The sequence below is a fragment of the Shouchella rhizosphaerae genome, from assembly GCF_036700015.1.
Classification (GTDB): Bacteria; Bacillota; Bacilli; order Bacillales; family Bacillaceae_D; genus Shouchella; species Shouchella rhizosphaerae.
Window position 1 is genome coordinate 741,314 of sequence record NZ_CP144921.1, and the last position, 19,295, is coordinate 760,608.

A 19,295-nucleotide genomic window follows, 5' to 3' on the forward strand; every position below is an offset into this window, starting at 1 on the left:
CTTGATTGCTACGATAATCTTAAAACCAGTTTAAGTCTATTTTAGCAAAGCTGGCATCGACTTTGCCTGCTTATTTCGCCCGTGCTACCGTTAATGAAGAAACGGACTTGGCGCCGTGTGCTAGCAAAATTGCTGCCGCTTGCCGTACAGTCGTGCCTGTAGTATATATATCGTCTACAACTAGAAAATCTTTACCGGCAATATCGCTTGTTTTACGGCTTAAAACGCAAAAAGGATTCTTTTTATAAGATTTGATTCGATTTTCACGGGTCTTTTTACTCTGTTTTGCTGCTGCTTGGTCGACCCGTGCTAATACAGATGATGCAGGGAGCCCACTTACCGTCAACAGCAATTCCGACTGATTAAAGCCCCTCTCTTGCAAACGGTCTGCACTGAGCGGCACATACGTTAATGAATGGCAACGAAACTTGCGGCGTATCGTTTGTTTTAACTGACTGGCGAACATTTGCGCCAAAGCAGCATCCCCGCGATACTTGTAAGCCGACAATAACTCTTTTAGAAAGGGATTATAATAGTAAAGAGAACAATTACGAACAAGCGGGTCATCTTCATGTTTCGCCCTCCATAACTTGCAATCCAAGCAACAATTTTGTTCGCTGCCTCCACACCATTTGCCGCATTTTCTACAACCGGATTTGACTGGTTCAAGCTTCCTTGCACAATTTCCACATAGGTATTCTCGTTCGGCAACAACCAACCTCGCCAGCGACAACCTTTCCCAATAGGTGCTCCCGCATAGAAGACAATGGTTCACGCAAACGCCTCCTTATTCATTTGCTTAATGTGCTGAATGGCTTGTAACATCGCTTTCGTTCGTCCATAATGCCAAAAAACAATATCGCCTGAAGGAAAACGAGCCTTTCGTCCTACACGTCCACTAATTTGCGTTAAACAGGCAGCCGTAAAAATTCGGTCTTCTGACCCAAGTACAGCAACTTGGACATTTTCAACCGTAACGCCTCGTTCTAAAATCGTCGTAGTTAATAGCAAGTTGTGTTTTTTCTTACGAAAGGCGGCAATATCGGCATGCCTGTTAGCCGCTTCTGCATAAACAGCAGCATGGTCGATTTTCCTTTCTGCTAGCAATTCGGAAAAAGTTTGCAGTGTTTCGATAGAGGGGAGAAAAATCATTTTTGGGTACTGGTCATATGTCGTAAGCCACTTCGTAACAATCGATGGAATGCGCTTGCGCTTAAGGGCAGAACGCCAGTTGCCGATCCACTCAGTCCGCGGAACAGGCAAGGGGTGGTTATGAAAACGTTTAGGAATTTTGGCGATCAGCAAGTCTTTCTTACGCAACAAAGAGGAAGAGGGTGTCGCACTTAACAAAATCGTAGTCGCGTTTGGCTTTTTTGCTTGCTGAACGGCGTATTGGAGGCTGGCATCGTAAGAATAGGGAAAGGCATCCACTTCATCGACAACTAACACATCAAATGTTTGGTAATAACGCATGAGTTGGTGTGTTGTCGCTAAGACGAGCTGCGCTTGAATCGCTTGTTTGCGCCTGCCACCATAAAGCACGCTCGTTTCAATGCTTGGGAACGCTTCTTTTAAACGCGGTTCTAGTTCTTTGATGACATCTGTGCGGGGAGCAGCAATGGCCACTCTTTTTCCTAAGCGAAAGCACTCATCTAAAGCAGGATACAACAATTCCGTTTTTCCAGCTCCGCAAACGGCCCATACAAGGGCGGTGCATGTTTCGGTTTCCACGGCATGTTTGAGAACGGCAGCTGCCTGTTGTTGAAGCGCTGACAATTGGCCGCTCCACACACAAGCATTTTCCTTTACCGGATAAAAAAACTCGTCTTTGATCCAAGTAAACAAAGAATGGCAACTAGCTGCTTTTCCGATTTTCAAACAGTGGCGGCAATACATACAGTCACGTTGGCAAATGTGGCAAAAATGAGAGGAGAACAAATGGGTAGCGGTAGCGCCACAACGGCGGCAGTGCCAGCCCGATGGCGATTGAAAGAGTGCGGGTTCAGAGGAGATATAGTGGTTTTTTAGGCAATAATCGATCCATCCACGATCAAAAGGAAGTTCTGACAGCAGCAGCCTTCTGCCGTTGAGGCATTGCCGAACGGCTTCGAGTTGCTTTCTTTCCAAACAATCCACTCCTTTATGGAGGAAAGGTGCCAGCTATTAATACCAGCTAACACCTAAGCTTCCACTTCCTAAATGGGTACCAATTACAGGTCCGAAATAACTGATTTGAATCGTAGTACTCGGATGTTGCTCGGCAATTTTTTCTTTTAATTGCATAGCCTTTGCGCGATTATTAGCATGAATAACCGATACTTCGTTCACGTTACCAGCAGCCAAATCATCAAACAACATATCAAGAATATGGTTAATCGCTTTTTTCTCCGTTCTTACTTTTGCATATGGGACAATGAGCCCCTCTTCCATATGAAGGATCGGTTTGATTTGCAGCATGCTGCCGATAAGCGCTTGAGCGCTGTTTAAGCGTCCACCCCGTCGCAAATGGTGCAAGTCATGAACAACAAAATACGCCCTAATTTGCGCTTTTATTTTTTCAAGCTCAGCAACGATGTTTTCTGGAGGTGTACCTTCTAAAGCCAATTTAGCAGCTGTTCGGGCAAGAAACCCTTGTGGGGCACAACTAATTTCTGAGTCAACGCCGTGGAGTGTAATGCCCTCGACCATTTCTCCAGCTGAGAGTGCCGTTTGGAGCGTGCCGCTAATTTTGGTCGATAAGTGCACGGAAACGACATCCGTATATCCTTCCTCTTTAAGTTCCTGCAGCAGCTCCGTAAACATGCCAATCGCAGGCTGCGACGTTGTTGGCAGTGCTTCCTCGGTAGAAAGCTTTTCATAAAACGCAGCTGTCGACAGATCTATTTCTTCCCGGTAGTTCTTGCCGCTAAAAATGACCGAAAGAGGAATCGTGTAAATGCCGAGTTCTTCCAATGTTTGTTTATCCAAGTAAGCTGTCGAGTCTGTTAGAACAGCCGTTTTTCCCATTTTCATTCCTCACTTTTCCGGCGAGCCCATTTCTCCATCGTTCATTCTGAGGCAACGACTCACCATTCGCTGCCTCGGAACGACCATTTCCCGAGAAATAGTGTCCCTATTTAGCGAACGATGACATATCCTTTTTTTATGGACTCTACCACTGCTTGCGTTCGGTCATTCACGTTCATTTTTTGCAAAATGTTGCTAACATGGTTTTTCACTGTCTTCTCGCTTATGTAAAGCGACTCGCCGATTGCCCGGTTGTTTTGCCCATCCGTCATAAGCTGAAGCACTTCACACTCTCTCCTAGTTAAAATATGAAGCGGCTTCCTATACTCGACTTCACGGAACCCGATCGAGTCTTGGTATTGTTCATCTTGGCGAGCAAGGCGGCGGTATTCTTTAATTAAATTTGACGTCACTTTTGGATGAATATAAGCGCCGCCGGATGCCACTACTTTTACAGCTTCAACCAATGATTCCGCATCCATTTCTTTTAATAAGTAACCTGAGGCTCCTGTTCGTAATACATGGGAAACATAAGACTCATCATCATGAATTGAAAGAATAATTACTTTCACTTTTGGAAATGCCTTGATCAAGTCTTTTGTTGCTTCGACGCCATTCGTTTTTGGCATATTAATATCCATTAAAATGACATCTGGCTGATGTTGGCGAACCAAATCGATTACTTCCGATCCGTCTTCCCCATCTGCCACAACATTAAAATTTTCCTCCATTGATAAAATCCGTTTTACCCCTTCTTTAAACAATGGATGGTCGTCTATAATGACAATGCGAATTTCTTGTGTTTCTTGAGTAATCATTGTTTTCACCTCTCTACCAAACATACTATTATTTGTGATTTTTTAAAGCTGTAATCGACAATTTTTACAGCCGTATATGTTTCTTTAACCATCTTGCTTTTTTATGCGCAGAACTATCGTAATTAAATAGGAAGGATTGACGTTAATTAAGTAGAAACAGGAAGTTGAATCAAAATATTTGTTCCTTCTTGCGGCTTGGAATGAATCGTCATTTTGCCATTTAGCATGTTAACCCTTTCTTTCATGCCTATTAACCCAAACGAAGATTCCTTTCTTTCTGAAAGGTCAAATCCTTTGCCGTCATCTCTAATGACAAGCGTTACGTTTTTAGGTTTCAATTCAATCTTCACGATGATTTCAGTCGGTTCTGCATGCTTCGTCGCATTTTGCACCGCTTCCTGCACAAGGCGAAATAACGCAATTTCAAATTGTTGGGCAAGCCGCTTTTCAACGCCAAAGTGTTTAAAAGTGACTTTTAAGCCATGACGCTCTTCAATATTCTCCAAATACTTTCTCAATGTAGGGACTAGCCCTAAATCATCCAACGCCATCGGACGCAAATCATAAATGATTCTTCTTACCTCTGCCAATGAAGAACGAACCATACGGCGCAACCCGCGAATTTCTTTGAGTGCTTCCTCAATGCCCCGTTCCTGGTAAATCCGTTCAATCAATTCTGAATGAAGCATAACGTTTGCCATCATTTGAGCTGGCCCGTCATGGATTTCCCGGGAAAGACGGCGACGCTCTTCTTCCTGTGCCTCGATAATTTTTAAACCGAACGCTTGCTTTTCATTGGCGTCTTTAATGTATTCGCCGACTTGCTTTAGGTCACTTGATAAAAAGTCAAACACCACAGACATCTGTACAGAAAGCTGTTCAGCCCGATTGATCGTATCCTGAAGATTTTTTAAGCGGCGATCAATATCATCCCGCCTAATCCGCAATTGGATCTCTTCTTGTTGAAGCACGGCCAGCTGTACTTGGAAATCGCTGGCTTGTTCGTACGCTGTACGGACTTCCTCACTTGTGTACCGATTGAATTCTTTGCTTACTTTGGCTAACCGGTTTCGTGCGTGTTTTGTTTTTAACACGGTTTCGTCGACATCATTAATAACGTGTGTTAATTTAACTTTGACTTGATCTAATTCCTTTTTCAAGTATTCATACTCATTGCGGGAGCGTTCACCGATTTCAAAGATTTTTTCGCGACTCGTCCCAACTGAGTCAAGCGTTTGCGTAATTATATGATCAAGCATCGTTACGTCTGTCATGAATACTCCTCGCTTTTTCAATCACTTACGGAACTAGTCAAAAAACTGTCGCATGTGTAATGCCTTTATTTTTAATTCGCTTTCCGCTATCCTTATCTTACACGATTTTTGTCCTACCGTAAGACTATTCATAGCGAAACCTCTCCTCCTTTTTTAATAGGACCTGAGAATACCGATTATAGTAACAGACATGTGTTACACCGTCGTTTCGCGAATATGTAAAACTGTGAAAATAAACATCTTGTTAATGGAGGACCGTTATGCTGCCAAACTATTATACAGTCAAACAAGCGGGAGAACATGAAATCATTATCCAAAAATCACGCTTTATTGCCCATTTTAGCCGGGCTGAAACCGAAGAAAAAGCGATCGCTTTCATCGAAAGCATCAAAAAACAGCATTGGCAGGCAACGCATAACTGTTCGGCTTACTTGATCGGCGAACATAATTTAATCCAAAAAGCAAATGATGATGGAGAACCAAGCGGCACCGCTGGCGTTCCTATGCTTGAAGTACTAAAAAAGCGGAACCTTAAAGACACAGCGGTCGTTGTGACTAGGTATTTTGGCGGTATTAAGCTTGGAGCAGGCGGCCTGATCCGCGCCTATGGCGGTGCCGTTAGTGAAGGCTTAAATGCAGTTGGCATCGTCGAACGGACGCTCATGCGCCTCGTCCATACAACCATTGATTACACTTGGCTAGGGAAAATTGAAAACGAAATCCGCCAATCGCCTTATTTGTTGCAAGGAATCGACTACCTTGATAACGTTGTCATCCGGACATACGTCAAGGAAGCAGAAACTGAGACGTTCCAGCAATGGATGACGGAACAGACGAACGGACAGGCAAAATTTTCCGAAGGTGAACTCGTTTATTTAGAAAAGGATGTTGGCTAAAGCGTACTTGCTACCACACGCAACGCTTGGCCTATCCCCTTTTCTACCGTGTCCCCCGGCAACGATACTTCCTCAACCCCGACCATGTCATCCGTATAAGGAACATGGATAAAGCCTGCTGGTACAGCCGCCGTCTGCAAATGGTCCAAAACGCGGTACATCAGATCATTGCATACATACGTCCCGGCAGTATTGGAAATGGTTGCCGGACATCCATGACGATTTAATTCATTGACTATTTTACGAATAGGAAGCGTCGAAAAGTAAGCAGCAGGACCATCTTGCTTGATCGGTTGACCGGTCATCACAGCTCCTTCATTATCTGGCGGTCCATCCATCACATTAATAGCAATCCGCTCTGGTGTCACCTGTTTTCGACCTGCGCCCAGCCCAAGCATAACAATCGCATTAGGGCGGATCGCCGTTGCGTGTTCAATCAACAATTCCGCAGCTCGAGCAAACGAAACAGGCAGCACAATCCCTTTTATTAAGGTGCCGTCCATCTCGGTTCCATCCAACTTTTGTACAAGTGCTTCCGTTGGATTTTTTTGATGTGTTAAAAACGCTTCAAATCCAGAAACAAGGATTGTGTTCATTGCTATGTCCTCCATCACACATAAACATTCATTCAGACCGTAGACAAATACTCTTGCAAGCGTTTTCTACTAGTCTAACATTAGTTGTATTATTATATCATAACCGTGAACAGAGCAGTTACTTAAGGACAGTTGGGAAATCTCTTGAGGAATAGGCGCTATAGCTCGTTTCGAAAACCCATTCCACCTTTTTCTACGTTTAAAAAGTTGGGAAAATCCTCTTTTCTACATTTTAAGAGAACAAAAAAACTGTTGGCATAGTGAATGCGAGTTTCTCTTAATATAGATGCTAGTTGACTGACTTTCTTAGAGAATTGTTTTCCATTTACATTTAAAAAGCCTGCTACTTACCCGATAGACCGGGCCAAGTAACAGGCTACTGCATTCAGTGCTTTATAAACACTTTTTTCTCTAGTTTGCTGTTTCAGGTTCTTCAGCTGTTAAGCCGATTTGTGAGCGGTCATTGAAAAATTCAGATCCAGGAAGCTCAGAATAGTTAACGACTCGTTTGTTCACCGCATGCAATTCTGAACGGTAGAGCGTCGGAAACGCAGGGACTTCTTCAAGCATTAGTTCTTGCCATTCGTTATAAACTTCTTGGCGGTATTCCATGTCAAGCGCTGCTTCTGATGTCCCTTCTTTTAACAAGCGGTCGCTCTCTTCATTGGTCCAGCGAGTATAGTTAAAGGCGGCTGTGCTACCCCAAAGGCCATATGGATCGGCATCGGATCCTACGCCCCAAGCACCTTGATAAACATCAATGTCTTGGTCGGATGCTTTTAAGCGGTCATAGAACGTATTGAATTCTTGTAACCGTCCGTCTAAAAGTTGGACGTCAATGCCAATGTTTTTCCATTGGGTAATATAGTACTGAGCAAGTGGTTCAGCTGTATCGCCACCGCTCATAGACGCAAAGTTTAATTGCAACTTTTCCCCGTTTGGATCTTCACGGAGTCCATCACCATCAACATCTTCATAACCAGCGTCATCTAAAATTTGGTTTGCAAGCTCTACGTCGTATGCAAAACCTTCTAGCTCGTCGTTATGGAAAGTTGGGTGCGATGGCGGTATCAATGTCGTACCGGCCCATCTAAATCCATTGTAAAAACGTTCGCCAACTGCATTGTTGTCAACGGCATGAGCCATGGCTTTACGCAAGTTGACGTCAGACACTTGTTTGTCAGGATCCATAACGTTTTTATTTTCTTCTTCATCCCATGTACCCATTTGGAAACCAATATACGTATAAGCTAAGTCTATTTTCCCAATAAAATCAACGTTTGTTAATGATTCATAGTTGTCAGCGTATTGGTCTGTTTGGTATGTCGCAATGTCAACTTCGCCATTTTGCAATGCTTGGTTCAACACGTTTGGGTTTACAGTCTTGAGCACAACTTCATCGACATTTGGTTCACCACGCCAATAGTTCTCGTTTTTCTTCATCACAACATTTTCCCCAGGGGTAATGCTATCAATAACATATGGGCCAAAGAAAACGGGATTTTCACGGACTGCTGGAGAAGATTCCATATCCGCCACTTCAATGTCTTCAAAGATATGCTTAGGCATCGCGTATGTCCAGATCCCGCTTGCTAACAAAGACGGGCTTGCTTCCTTGAACGTAATTTTTAACGTTTTATCGTCAATGATTTCAAGTCCAGAAATCGAATCGGCTTCGCCTGCGCGGTATTCATCAAAACCTTCCACATTTGAAGCTTCTGTGAATCGAACCCCTGGATAGTCTGGATGGCCGAGCACTTCAAACGTAAATGCCCAGTCTTCCGCTTTTACAGGTTCGCCGTCTGACCAATTCACTTCATCGCGAATCGTAAATGTAAATGTCCTGCCGTCATCATCTATCTCAAACGTAGCCGCCCCTGTTTGCGTGTATTGGTAATCTTCGTCATAGTCTAATAGCGGTTCTTCAGTCCAATATAAAATGTCTCCATCAAACACACCTTGATAAAAGTTTCTGTTTAACGTTCCTTCAAACGGCGTGTCTGTCACTAAAGCAACATTCAGGGTGCCCCCGTCAATGATTTCTTCGCCATCTGCCCGTATTTCATGATTAAAATCTTCAATTGAAAAGATATCGCCTGCTTGTTCAGAACTTCCATTGCCATCGTTGTTGCTTGAAGAATTATTGCCTCCTTCTGAACTCGTGTCATCCCCACCACATGCAGCCAATAGTAGCAGAGAAGCAATTGCCACTGACTGAACCTTGCCAAAGCGTAAATATTTTTTCACTTTTTCTTCCTCCCTTTTTTAGCCTCTTCGTTGTTTGGCATCAGTCGCGCGTTTTAATGCTTGACCGACATTATTTATGCACAGCATCAACACAAAAATTAGTATTGCTGCCGGTACCCAGATCCATGGCCTTAACTCAAGTACTTGCGGATTTCTCGCATAAGCAACTAATGTACCTAAACTTGGTGTACTTTCGGGAAATCCAAATCCTAAAAACGAAAGCCCAGATTCCAAGCCAATATTTGCAGCTAAGTTTAATGTCATAGTGACAATGATCAAAGAACTTAAATTAGGAAGCACGTGACCAAACATAATTTTCCAATGTGGGGTACCTAGTGTTTTAGCTGCCTGAACATAATCAAGAGAAGACTCTTGCAGTGCTTTTGCCCGAATTAACCTTGCAATTGAAACCCACAAGAAAGCAGACATGATTAAAGAGAAACTCCACACGTTATATGAAGGCACTAATGCAACAAAGACAATAATAATCATCAAGTTAGGCAACACCATGAAAAAGTCAACAATGCGCATTAACACATTGTCTGTTTGCCCGCCAAAATAGCCAGCAACTAGGCCACTCAGTATGCCAATGACACCGCTTATCAGTGTGACTAAAATACCGATCGCTAACGAGTTTCGCGTACCGATGATCAATTGACCAAATACATCGCGCCCCCCATAATCGGTACCTAACCAAAATTGAGAAGATGGTGGTTCATAAATAGCAAATAAATCAACTTTTACAATTTCAGATTGATCAAGCACAAGGGATATACCAAACACAGCCAAAGCGACAATCATAACTAGAAAGAATGAAATGAGCGCGATTTTGTCGCGAACAATTTCTTTCCATAAAATACGCATTCCAGACGGCGTTTTCTTTTGATGGGTACTTACTAATGGTGTATTTTCCATTTGCTTAACTCCTCTCATCCATCACTTAATACGGATTCTTGGATCAATTATGCTCATTATGATGTCTGATAACAGGGCACCAAGGATCATGATGACACCGAACAATAGGACTAATGCGGTTACAACACTGTAATCACGTATTAAGATCGACTGAAAGAAGAGTTGGCCTATCCCTGGGTAGTTAAAAATCGCTTCAATAAAAATGGAACCTGTTACTAAGCTAGAAACTTCAAAACCAATTAACGCGGCTACTGGAAGCAATGAATTTCTGAAAATATGTTTATTGTATATTCTCGACTCATAGACCCCTTTAGATCGGGCTAGTTTTATAAAGTCTTTTTGTTTCGTATCAATAATCTCACTCCGAAGGTATTGAACAGTAGAAACAGTGCCAATTAAAGCAATAGACAATGCCGGTAACAATAAGTGTTGGAACTTACTAACCACATACTCCCACGTACCTGGCTCCAATCCAGGTGCCACGCTTCCGCCAGTCGGAAACCACTGTAGCTTGAAGCCGAAGAAGAATACCATTACTAGACCAAAAATAAACGTGGGTGCTGCAAAACCTACATATGTGTAACCAGTAATGGTTTTATCAAGTAATGTATCGTTATATCGACCGCTTAGAATGCCTAACGGAACCGCAATCGCATAGATGAATACTAGAGAAAGAAATGCTAGCCAAATCGTATTCCACATTCTTTGATCAATTAATTCAGTAACTGGTATTTTATGAGAAAAAGATTTTCCTAAGTCTCCTTGCACCGCATTTACAATCCAATCTTTATATTGGATGTACCAAGGATTATCAAGACCAAGCTTTTCCCTTTGAGCCTGCATCGCCTCTGGTGTAATATCCGGATCGTTAATTAACCCCGTTAACGCATCACCTGGCATAAATTGAGCCATTATAAAGACGAGTATACTTAGCACAAAAATTTGCGGGATGGAGACAAGTATTCTTCGAACAATAAATTTCCACATAATTATTCACCCTTCCCAGGAAGCGCGACTAAATGGGTTTTCGATATTGCTTGCAAATCAAAGACTTTGCCTTCCTTTGTAAAAAAGTGTGTTGTCCCTTTTTCGTATTGTTCTTTCACTTTTTGTCGCATTTCCGCCGTTTTATTCCGATTTTCGGGATTAATGTCCGGTATTGCCGATATTAAACGTTTCGTATAAATATGTTGAGGGTTTTCAAAAATATCCTCCCTCGTACCCTCCTCTACAAAACGCCCTCGATACATAATTCCGATTCGGTCACAAAAATGGCGGACAATTCCTAAATCATGGCTAATAAACAAATAGGTTAAATTTAACTCTTTTTGGATATCAGCCATAAAATTCAACACTTGGGCTTGAACCGAAACATCTAACGCCGAAACAGGCTCGTCCGCTATAACTAATTTAGGCTTCAACGCAATCGCTCTAGCTATCCCGATTCGCTGCCGTTGGCCACCAGAAAACTCGTGAGGATATTTAACGATACTTTCACGACTTAATCCCACTTTTTCCAGCAACTCTTCGACGTTTTTTTGCTCCTCAGCTTTTGTCATTTTTCGAAAATTCCGCAACGGTTCTGCAATAATGTCTAATACTCGCTTTTTAGGGTTCAGAGAAGAATATGGATCTTGAAAAATCATTTGAATATCTTTACGGAAATCTAATTTTGCTTTTCTTCCTAATGTAATATCGTGCCCATTAAAAATGACCTTTCCTGAAGTAATATCATTTAAGCCGATGATAGCTCGCCCCGACGTTGTTTTTCCTGACCCCGATTCTCCAACAAGCCCATACGTTTTTCCCGATTCAAGTTCAAACGAAATCCCATCTACCGCTTTTACATGGCCTACAGTCCGTTTTAGTATCCCCGCTTTCACAGGAAAGTGAACTTTTAAATCCTTAACTTCCAATAACGCCATCTCTTGCTGCCTCCTCACTGCTATTTGGAAACTCGAAATGTTTATAGCAAGAGCACCGAACAAAATGTCCAGGCTTCACTTCTTGAAGAACTGGGTCTTCATCATGGGCGCTCTCAGCGAGCCAAGGAATCCGATCCTTAAATCTGCACCCTTGCCGAGGAAGTTTATCTAGCGAAGGGACAATCCCCTGTATGACATGCAGTTTCGTTTTCACTTCGTTTACCGAAGGATTTGATTGCAATAAAGAACGTGTATAAGGATGAAGCGGGTTTTTAAATAGTTCAACCACTGGCGCAAGTTCTACAATTTGACCTGCATACATAACAGCCACTCGATCTGCCATCTCTGCGACAACACCTAAATCGTGTGTAATCAAAATAATGCCACTATTGGTTTCGCTTTTTAACTTCTTCAATAAGTCTAATATTTGTGATTGTATGGTGACATCTAGCGCAGTTGTTGGTTCATCTGCTATCAAAAATTCGGGATCGCATGAAATCGCTATAGCAATGACGACTCTTTGCCTCATTCCTCCTGAAAGCTCATGTGGATATTGATTATACGTTACTTCAGGATTAGGAATGCCCACTTGTTGTAAAAGGTCCAAAACTTTTTTTCTTCGATTTGGTTTATTTAACTTTGTATGTAGTTCTAACGATTCATCAATTTGATTGCCGATAGTCATGAGAGGGTTTAAGGCTGTTAAAGGGTCTTGAAAAATCATCCCCATTTCTTTTCCTCTCAATTTATTAAGCTTTCTTTCAGGCAAATTAGTTATATTATTGTCCTTGTAATTTATTTCGCCTTCAATTTTTGTGTTTAGCTTGTCATGCAGACCGACAATCGAAAACGCCAAAGCGCTTTTCCCTGAACCCGACTCGCCGACAATGGCTAAAATTTCATTTTTGTTGACATCGAGTGAAACATTGTCAACAGCTGCATAATATTGATCGTTTATTCGAAAAGAAGTCGTTAGATGTTCAATTCTAAGTAGCTTTTTGTCTTCTGCCATATCGCTCACCTCACTGTGTTTCATTTTCGATTGAGTTACGACAATAGATAAGAAATTGAATCTTTGTACTGTTTTAGTTGGATGCTGACATCAATTCCTTCAATTCCGTTTTCTGGCGTGAGCTCTGTATTGACAAAATGGACAAGCGCTTCATTATTTTCAAAATACGCTTGCAGGATTAAATCATGATAGCCCGAATAAGATGCAATATAAATCACTTGAGGAAACGTCTTTAGCCATTGTCCTATTTCATGTTGTTTTCCCAACTGCGAATGAATGCCGATAAACGCTTTTACGGAATAGCCGACCTTTACAGGATTAATGCGAATCATAAAATCAAATACGCCGTCTTTTCGCATTTTTGTGGCCCTTTTTCGGACTGTCCCCTCGCTGACACCAAGCTTGCGGGCGATTTGGCTGTACGTACACTTGCCATCTTGTTGGAAATATTCTAGAATCAAGAAATCGAGTTTATCTAGCTTTCCCATATCATCACTCACTTATTTTCCCAATTGGATTTGCCCAACTGCGGTACGAAATTAGCAGAAAAAAGCGAAATCTGATACTAATTTCGTAAAAATTATAGTACTAGTATAAAAGAATTATTTTCAGAAATCAATAATAAGTTTCAAAAAAAACCTTTTCTCGTGAAATAAGCAGTAAAATTATCAAAAACAACGGGATAATTGTGTAAAATCCGTTTGTTTATTGCGATTAAACTCTCTTTATTAATTCGTTTAACTGTTACATTGTTATCAGTGCTATTTATACTAGAATATTAAAACAATTGTCTAGTCTTCATCCGCCATTTGAACGATTTTTCCCAACTTCTAATGCCTATTTTCTATTTATTGGTTGTTTTCATCCTGACAACCATTCTATACTATGAACGCAAGTCCTTTCCTTTCAAAGAACATTGTAAGAAGATATAACACGATTTTTCACGGTTCATCCTCTATCTTTTATCCGAAATTATGATATAATTTGATTTTGAAATGCGCACTTTGTCGATTTATGCTATGGTTCCCACTTTATTGGAACCTACTTATACTGAAATGAGGGATTGACGTATGGTTGAAGATTCAAGAAAACGTCGCCGAAAAAAAAGACGGACAAAATTTATTTTAAAGACAACTTTAATTGCAGCCATTGTCGCCTTGCTCGCATTAGGCAGTGGCGTTTGGTATATTATTAACCATTTAAGCGATACAGCGGCCGGGTCTTACCAAGGCTTGGACCGAGGCAATAAATCTGAGAGGCGGATTGAGCCAGTGGATGTTGGTAAGGACAATTTTTCGATGCTGCTTTTAGGAAGTGACTACCGTGAAGGCGATGGCGCCGAACGAACGGACTCCGTCATGGTAGCAACTTTTAACAAAAGCGAGAGATCGATTATCCTAACGAGCATTCCACGTGACACTTATGTCGAAATTGTCGGCTATCGAGGCGGCGGCTTTAAAGATAAAATCACACATGCCCACGCATTTGGTGGTATTGACATGGCGATTGACACCGTTGAGGAACTGCTAGATATACCGATTGACCATTACGCACTCATCCGTTTTGACGGTCTTGTAGATGTTGTCGATGCTTTAGGCGGCATTGACCTTGAACTCACATACGACATTGACTTTGAAGAAAAAAGCCGCGGTGTTAATTTTGAATTTCGTAAAGGGCCAGCCCATTTAAACGGCGAGCAAGCACTCGCTTATGCACGTGAGCGAAAATCCGCAGCTGGCGGCGGCGATAAAGGCCGTGGCATCCGCCAGCAACAAGTCGTTGAAGCCATCATTGATAAAGCTGCTTCTTTTTCTAGCATCACACGCTTTGATGATATCTTTCAAGCCGTTGGTGACAACTTGCAAATGGACTTAACGTTCCCAAATATTATCTCACTCCATGGTTATGCTTCGTCTCTTAACGGCATTGAAACAATGCAATTAGAGACTACTGGTACTCGTCGCCCTGATATTTATGGCAATAGCATCTGGTATGAGGATATTCATGAAGACAGCTTGCTCGAAATCCAGCAAACTCTTAAACAACACCTTGAACTGACGGACCCGGGTTCAGCTAACTTTATAGACCCGACCAGTCCCGAAAGTGAATCGTTAACTGATACAAACAGTCCATCTGGCACAACAAGCCCAACCGAATAACTGTAAAAAACGTCCGTCTTTTTTCCCGAAGATGGACGTTTTTTTTGCATGGCGTTGTATTATCCGACAAAATTTGAGAAAATATGTTGAACCTATTAATTTATGAAACAGGTGAATCGATACTAATATAGAAGGCAATTTTTTGGAGGTGTTCCCTATTCAAAAGAAACTTATGCTTGCTGGCAGTTCGGCGTCTATTGTTGCTTTAGTCGCATCGGCGCTTCCACTGCAATCTGCTTATGCAAGCTCCATTACTGTAAAAGAAACCCATTACAATTCGTCGTTTGATGCAGTTGTAGATCGGCAAATGGGCCTCTCCGCCCGACCGCAGACCGATAAAAATGGCAGATGGGAAAATGCAAGCCGCTCTGACGTGGCTTATTATATGAACGCGAATAACTTTAAACAAGGAACCTCTTCCTATCTGCAATTTCTCAATTTGTCTTCCAGTGCTGGACTAAGCGCCGGAACAATTAACAGCCAACTCCTTTCAGATAAGGGAATCTTACAAGGTCAAGGACAGGCATTTATTAATGCAAGCAAGCTTTACGGAGTAAATGAAATCTACTTAATTTCACACGCACTATTAGAAACGGGCAATGGCAAATCCCAGCTAGCTACTGGCGTGCAAGTTAATGGCAAAACGGTCTACAACATGTATGGCATTGGTGCTTATGATGGGAACGCAGTCAGTGCAGGTGCCCAATATGCATACAACCAAGGCTGGTTTACACCAGAAGACGCCATCATTGGTGGGGCACGGTTTGTCTCTAGCAACTACTTTGCCCGCGGCCAAAATACGCTTTATAAAATGCGTTGGAACCCAGCTAACCCTGGTACATATCAATATGCAACAGATGTAGGCTGGGCTGTCAAGCAAACCCATCATATGTCCAACCTATACAGCCTTGTAGACGACTATGAAATGACATTTGACGTTCCAGTATACAAAAACCAGCCAACAGGAGACGCTGGAAACGATAAATTGGAGCAACTCCCAACTGGGACATTTGGGACAACGACTGCCCGCTTAAATGTGCGGACTGGTCCAGGTACAAGCCACTCCATTGTGACAACTTTGGATAAAGATACAAAAGTTGAGCTGTTAGCAAAACAAGGAAATTGGTATCAAATCGCCGTTGACAATACAACTGGTTTTGTTTCTGGGGATTATTTGAAACTTGACAAGCCAAGTGAAGACAACGTCGAAGATTCTGACCAAGAGCTGATTTCTTACGGTGAAACAACAGCAAGGCTTAATTTGCGCAGCCAACCAAATACGTCTAGCAACGTTCTCACAACTCTTGCATTAGGACAAAAGCTTGAAATACTCAAAAAAGAAGGAAACTGGTACCGCGTCCGCGCTGGCCACCAATCTGGTTGGGTATCAGCTGATTATGTCAAAATTTCAAGCAATGGAGTGGACAAAGAATCTCCTTCCCTCGGCTCTGCCACAACTACTGCACGCCTTAACTTGCGTTCTGGGGCAGGCACTAACCATAGCATTATCACTACTCTTACCAAAGGACAAAAAGTCGAATTGCTCAAAAAGCAAGGTGGTTGGTACCAAGTTAAAGCGGGCAACCGTACTGGATGGGTTTCTGCTGATTACTTAAATGTCAACGGCTCTGGCAATGTGGACAACGCTCCTTCTAGCGGTTCTGCCACAACCACTGCGCGCCTTAACTTGCGTTCTGGGGCAGGCACTAACCATAGCATTATCACTACTCTTACCAAAGGACAAAAAGTCGAATTGCTCAAAAAGCAAGGTGGTTGGTACCAAGTTAAAGCGGGCAACCGTACTGGATGGGTTTCTGCTGATTACTTAAATGTCAACGGCTCTGGCAATGTGGACAACGCTCCTTCTAGCGGTTCTGCCACAACCACTGCGCGCCTTAACTTGCGTTCTGGGGCAGGCACTAACCATAGCATTATCACTACCCTTGCTAAAGGACAAAAAGTCGAGTTGCTTAAAAAGCAAGGTGGCTGGTACCAAGTTAAAGCAGGAAACCGTACTGGATGGGTTTCTGTTGACTACTTAAATGTCAGCGGCTCTGGCAATGTGGACAACACTCCTTCTAGCGGTTCTGCCACAACCACTGCGCGCCTTAACTTGCGTTCTGGAGCAGGCACTAACCATAGCATTATCACTACCCTTGCTAAAGGGCAAAAAGTCGAGTTGCTTAAAAAGCAAGGTGGCTGGTACCAAGTTAAAGCGGGCAACCGTACTGGATGGGTTTCTGTTGACTACTTAAATGTCAGCGGCTCTGGCAATGTGGACAACGCTCCTTCTAACGGCTCTGCCACAACTACTGCACGCCTTAACTTGCGTTCTGGAGCAGGCACTAACCACAGCATCATCACTACCCTTGCTAAAGGGCAAAAAGTCGAGTTGCTTAAAAAGCAAGGTGGCTGGTACCAAGTTAAAGCGGGCAACCGTACTGGATGGGTTTCTGTTGACTACTTAAATGTCAGCGGCTCTGGCAATGTGGACAACGCTCCTTCTAACGGCTCTGCCACTACTACTGCACGCCTTAACTTGCGTTCTGGAGCAGGCACTAACCACAGCATCATCACTACCCTTGCTAAAGGGCAAAAAGTCGAGTTGCTTAAAAAGCAAGGTGGCTGGTACCAAGTTAAAGCGGGCAACCGTACTGGATGGGTTTCTGTTGACTACTTAAATGTCAGCGGCTCTGGCAATGTGGACAACGCTCCTTCTAACGGCTCTGCCACTACTACTGCACGCCTTAACTTGCGTTCTGGAGCAGGCACTAACCACAGCATCATCACTACCCTTGCTAAAGGACAAAAAGTCGAGTTGCTTAAAAAGCAAGGTGGTTGGTATCAAGTTAAAGCAGGAAACCGTACTGGATGGGTTTCTGCAGACTATTTGAACGTGAGCAACAACCAAGCCAAAACAGAATCAGTTGAGACGGTTATCGACAGAGGGACAACGACAGCACGTCTAAACCTTCGCGTTGATCCGAATACATCGAGCAAAATTATCACAACCTTGAACAACGGCCAACAGCTAGACATCTTAAAGAAACAAGGGAGCTGGTATTATGTTAAAGTCGGCTCACAAACTGGCTGGGTCTCTTCCCAGTACGTCAAGCTAACAGAAGCCAAACCGACTGTCCAAGTCATGGCACGTACGTTCTCTTTCGCACCAATTGCTCCAGAAGTGGAAACAAACGAGGAAGCGAACGAAAGCGTGAACGAAGAAAACGATGTTGCCGACTTAGAAAACAGTCCATCAGAGAAACAACAGCCTATTGATGAAGTTGAAAAAGAAGAAGACAAACAAGACGTTTCACCTGACAAAGAACGAGACACAGACGAACATGCAGAAGAGCCATCAATCGATGAGAACGACACTGTTCCTCACTCAGACGAGGCAAATGACCAAACAGTTGAAGAAGACGACCATGTAGCTGATGAAAATGAGCAAGCTAGCGAAACGACTGACACGGAAAACGACGCTGAAAACGAAGAAAGCAACTTACCAGCATCGGAAGAAGCTCCTTCTGAAGAGAATGACTCTACTGATGAAAGCAGCCTAGAAGAGCCTCAAGAGCCTGAAACCGATCCTAGCACAGACGAACAAGAGCCTGAAACTGACGCTAGCGCAGACGAACAAGAGCCTGAAACTGACGCTAACACAGACGAACAAGAGCCTGAAACTGATGCTAGCACAGATGAACAAGAGCCTGAAACTGATGCTAGCGCAGACGAACAAGAGCCTAAAACTGATGCTAGCACAGACGAACAAGAGCCTGAAACTGACGCTAGCACAGATGAACAAGAGCCTGAAACTGACGCTAGCGCAGACGAACAAGAGCCTGAAACTGACGCTAACACAGACGAACAAGAGCCTGAAACTGATGCTAGCGCAGACGAACAAGATCTAGCAGAACAGGTAGCGGAGGAAGAACATGGCGATGCTGATGGTACCTCCGAAGACCAAGAAAGTCCAGTTAGCGATACAGCTGAAAACAATGAAGCTGACGAAAACAGTGAACCTGTTCAAGAAGAAGAAACAGATGTAGCAGACGATGAAGCCGAGGCATTACCAGAAGAGGCTGAAGGCCCTTCAGAACAAGACGAGGAACCTTCAGAAGCAACGGAAGAGCAACAAACAACAGTTGGCCAAAAAATTCAACTGACGGAAAACACGCTCTTATTTAGTGAAGCCTCTAGCGATTCCGAACAACTCCTTGAACTTTTCGAAGATGATACGATCGAGATTCTTGAGGAAGGCACTGATTTTGTAAAAGTAAAAGCAAACGGCGTTGAAGGCTGGATTGCGGTTGAAGCGCTCGCTGCAGTGCTTCCTTAAAAAGAGAGAGCGAGGCAACTAGAAATAGTTGCCTCGCTCTTTAATTTAGAGCCTTTTCCAATCACTGTCTTTGGTCATACTGAAAAAGCCTGCCAACAAGTACGTTGA

The 19,295-nt window shown here is 43.0% G+C and carries 15 protein-coding genes; 3 read left to right on the forward strand and 12 right to left on the reverse strand.

All coding sequences use genetic code 11. The features are described 5' to 3' along the window. Positions 1-70: 70 nt before the first annotated feature. The 5 genes from V5G21_RS03980 to V5G21_RS04000 all read right to left on the reverse strand — a co-directional run bounded on the left by V5G21_RS03980 (position 71) and on the right by V5G21_RS04000 (position 5,098). The gene (locus tag V5G21_RS03980) at positions 71-775 is read right to left on the reverse strand and encodes a ComF family protein (RefSeq protein ID WP_011247925.1); all 705 of its coding nucleotides are present in this window, start codon (positions 773-775) and stop codon (positions 71-73) included. Beyond that, entirely contained in the window at positions 772-2,127 is a 1,356-nt protein-coding gene (locus tag V5G21_RS03985) for a DEAD/DEAH box helicase (RefSeq protein ID WP_011247926.1), read from the reverse strand. The genes V5G21_RS03980 and V5G21_RS03985 overlap by 4 nt, the downstream gene beginning before the upstream one ends. Before the next feature lie 36 nt (positions 2,128-2,163). Further along, the gene (locus V5G21_RS03990) at positions 2,164-3,006 is read right to left on the reverse strand and encodes a DegV family protein (protein ID WP_011247927.1); all 843 of its coding nucleotides are present in this window, start codon (positions 3,004-3,006) and stop codon (positions 2,164-2,166) included. A gap of 110 nt (positions 3,007-3,116) precedes the next feature. Then, positions 3,117-3,824, reverse strand: coding sequence for a response regulator transcription factor (locus V5G21_RS03995; RefSeq protein WP_011247928.1), 708 nt, complete (start codon positions 3,822-3,824; stop codon positions 3,117-3,119). 146 nt (positions 3,825-3,970) lie between these two features. Beyond that, positions 3,971-5,098: a sensor histidine kinase gene (locus tag V5G21_RS04000; RefSeq protein WP_011247929.1), complete on the reverse strand. Its 1,128-nt coding sequence runs from the start codon at positions 5,096-5,098 to the stop codon at positions 3,971-3,973. A 260-nt stretch (positions 5,099-5,358) separates the two neighbouring features. Here V5G21_RS04000 and V5G21_RS04005 point away from each other — a divergent pair, with 260 nt between their 5' ends. Further along, entirely contained in the window at positions 5,359-5,994 is a 636-nt protein-coding gene (locus tag V5G21_RS04005) for a YigZ family protein (protein ID WP_011247930.1), read from the forward strand. Here the strand turns inward: V5G21_RS04005 and V5G21_RS04010 are convergent. The 7 genes from V5G21_RS04010 to V5G21_RS04040 all read right to left on the reverse strand — a co-directional run bounded on the left by V5G21_RS04010 (position 5,991) and on the right by V5G21_RS04040 (position 13,177). Then, a complete protein-coding gene (locus tag V5G21_RS04010) occupies positions 5,991-6,590 on the reverse strand; it encodes a pyroglutamyl-peptidase I (RefSeq protein WP_011247931.1) in 600 nt (199 codons plus the stop codon). The genes V5G21_RS04005 and V5G21_RS04010 overlap by 4 nt on opposite strands. A 411-nt stretch (positions 6,591-7,001) precedes the next feature. Beyond that, positions 7,002-8,837, reverse strand: coding sequence for an oligopeptide ABC transporter substrate-binding protein (gene opp4A / locus V5G21_RS04015; protein WP_011247932.1), 1,836 nt, complete (start codon positions 8,835-8,837; stop codon positions 7,002-7,004). An 18-nt stretch (positions 8,838-8,855) separates the two neighbouring features. After that, complete coding sequence (locus V5G21_RS04020) at positions 8,856-9,752, reverse strand: ABC transporter permease (RefSeq protein WP_011247933.1); 897 nt, start codon at positions 9,750-9,752, stop codon at positions 8,856-8,858. 21 nt (positions 9,753-9,773) lie between these two features. Next, the gene (opp4B, locus tag V5G21_RS04025; protein WP_011247934.1) at positions 9,774-10,739 is read right to left on the reverse strand and encodes an oligopeptide ABC transporter permease; all 966 of its coding nucleotides are present in this window, start codon (positions 10,737-10,739) and stop codon (positions 9,774-9,776) included. A 2-nt stretch (positions 10,740-10,741) separates the two neighbouring features. After that, positions 10,742-11,677 carry an ABC transporter ATP-binding protein gene (locus tag V5G21_RS04030; RefSeq protein WP_011247935.1) on the reverse strand — a complete coding sequence of 312 codons (936 nt, stop codon included), beginning with the start codon at positions 11,675-11,677 and terminating at the stop codon, positions 10,742-10,744. Next, complete coding sequence (locus V5G21_RS04035) at positions 11,658-12,689, reverse strand: ABC transporter ATP-binding protein (protein ID WP_011247936.1); 1,032 nt, start codon at positions 12,687-12,689, stop codon at positions 11,658-11,660. Before V5G21_RS04035 ends, V5G21_RS04030 begins: the two co-directional genes overlap by 20 nt. 35 nt (positions 12,690-12,724) lie before the next feature. Further along, on the reverse strand, positions 12,725-13,177 hold the full coding sequence (locus tag V5G21_RS04040) for an Lrp/AsnC family transcriptional regulator (RefSeq protein WP_011247937.1): 453 nt from the start codon (positions 13,175-13,177) through the stop codon (positions 12,725-12,727). Between the two features lie 582 nt (positions 13,178-13,759). Between V5G21_RS04040 and V5G21_RS04045 the strand changes: the two genes are divergently transcribed. Together V5G21_RS04045 and V5G21_RS04050 are read left to right on the forward strand one after the other, a co-directional pair. Continuing rightward, positions 13,760-14,848: an LCP family protein gene (locus V5G21_RS04045; protein WP_011247938.1), complete on the forward strand. Its 1,089-nt coding sequence runs from the start codon at positions 13,760-13,762 to the stop codon at positions 14,846-14,848. Positions 14,849-14,996: 148 nt separating this feature from the next. After that, positions 14,997-19,187: an SH3 domain-containing protein gene (locus tag V5G21_RS04050; protein WP_257204978.1), complete on the forward strand. Its 4,191-nt coding sequence runs from the start codon at positions 14,997-14,999 to the stop codon at positions 19,185-19,187. Positions 19,188-19,295: the final 108 nt, after the last annotated feature.

Bases quoted from the DNA above. Each gene is read 5' to 3' on its own strand.
- V5G21_RS03990 (WP_011247927.1), bottom strand. From the start codon at position 3,006: ATGGGAAAAACGGCTGTTCTAACAGACTCGACAGCTTACTTGGATAAA.
- V5G21_RS03995 (WP_011247928.1), bottom strand. From the start codon at position 3,824: ATGATTACTCAAGAAACACAAGAAATTCGCATTGTCATTATAGACGAC.
- V5G21_RS04000 (WP_011247929.1), bottom strand. From the start codon at position 5,098: ATGACAGACGTAACGATGCTTGATCATATAATTACGCAAACGCTTGAC.
- V5G21_RS04005 (WP_011247930.1), top strand. From the start codon at position 5,359: ATGCTGCCAAACTATTATACAGTCAAACAAGCGGGAGAACATGAAATC.
- V5G21_RS04010 (WP_011247931.1), bottom strand. From the start codon at position 6,590: ATGAACACAATCCTTGTTTCTGGATTTGAAGCGTTTTTAACACATCAA.
- V5G21_RS04020 (WP_011247933.1), bottom strand. From the start codon at position 9,752: ATGGAAAATACACCATTAGTAAGTACCCATCAAAAGAAAACGCCGTCT.
- opp4B (WP_011247934.1), bottom strand. From the start codon at position 10,739: ATGTGGAAATTTATTGTTCGAAGAATACTTGTCTCCATCCCGCAAATT.
- V5G21_RS04030 (WP_011247935.1), bottom strand. From the start codon at position 11,677: ATGGCGTTATTGGAAGTTAAGGATTTAAAAGTTCACTTTCCTGTGAAA.
- V5G21_RS04035 (WP_011247936.1), bottom strand. From the start codon at position 12,689: ATGGCAGAAGACAAAAAGCTACTTAGAATTGAACATCTAACGACTTCT.
- V5G21_RS04040 (WP_011247937.1), bottom strand. From the start codon at position 13,177: ATGGGAAAGCTAGATAAACTCGATTTCTTGATTCTAGAATATTTCCAA.
- V5G21_RS04045 (WP_011247938.1), top strand. From the start codon at position 13,760: ATGGTTGAAGATTCAAGAAAACGTCGCCGAAAAAAAAGACGGACAAAA.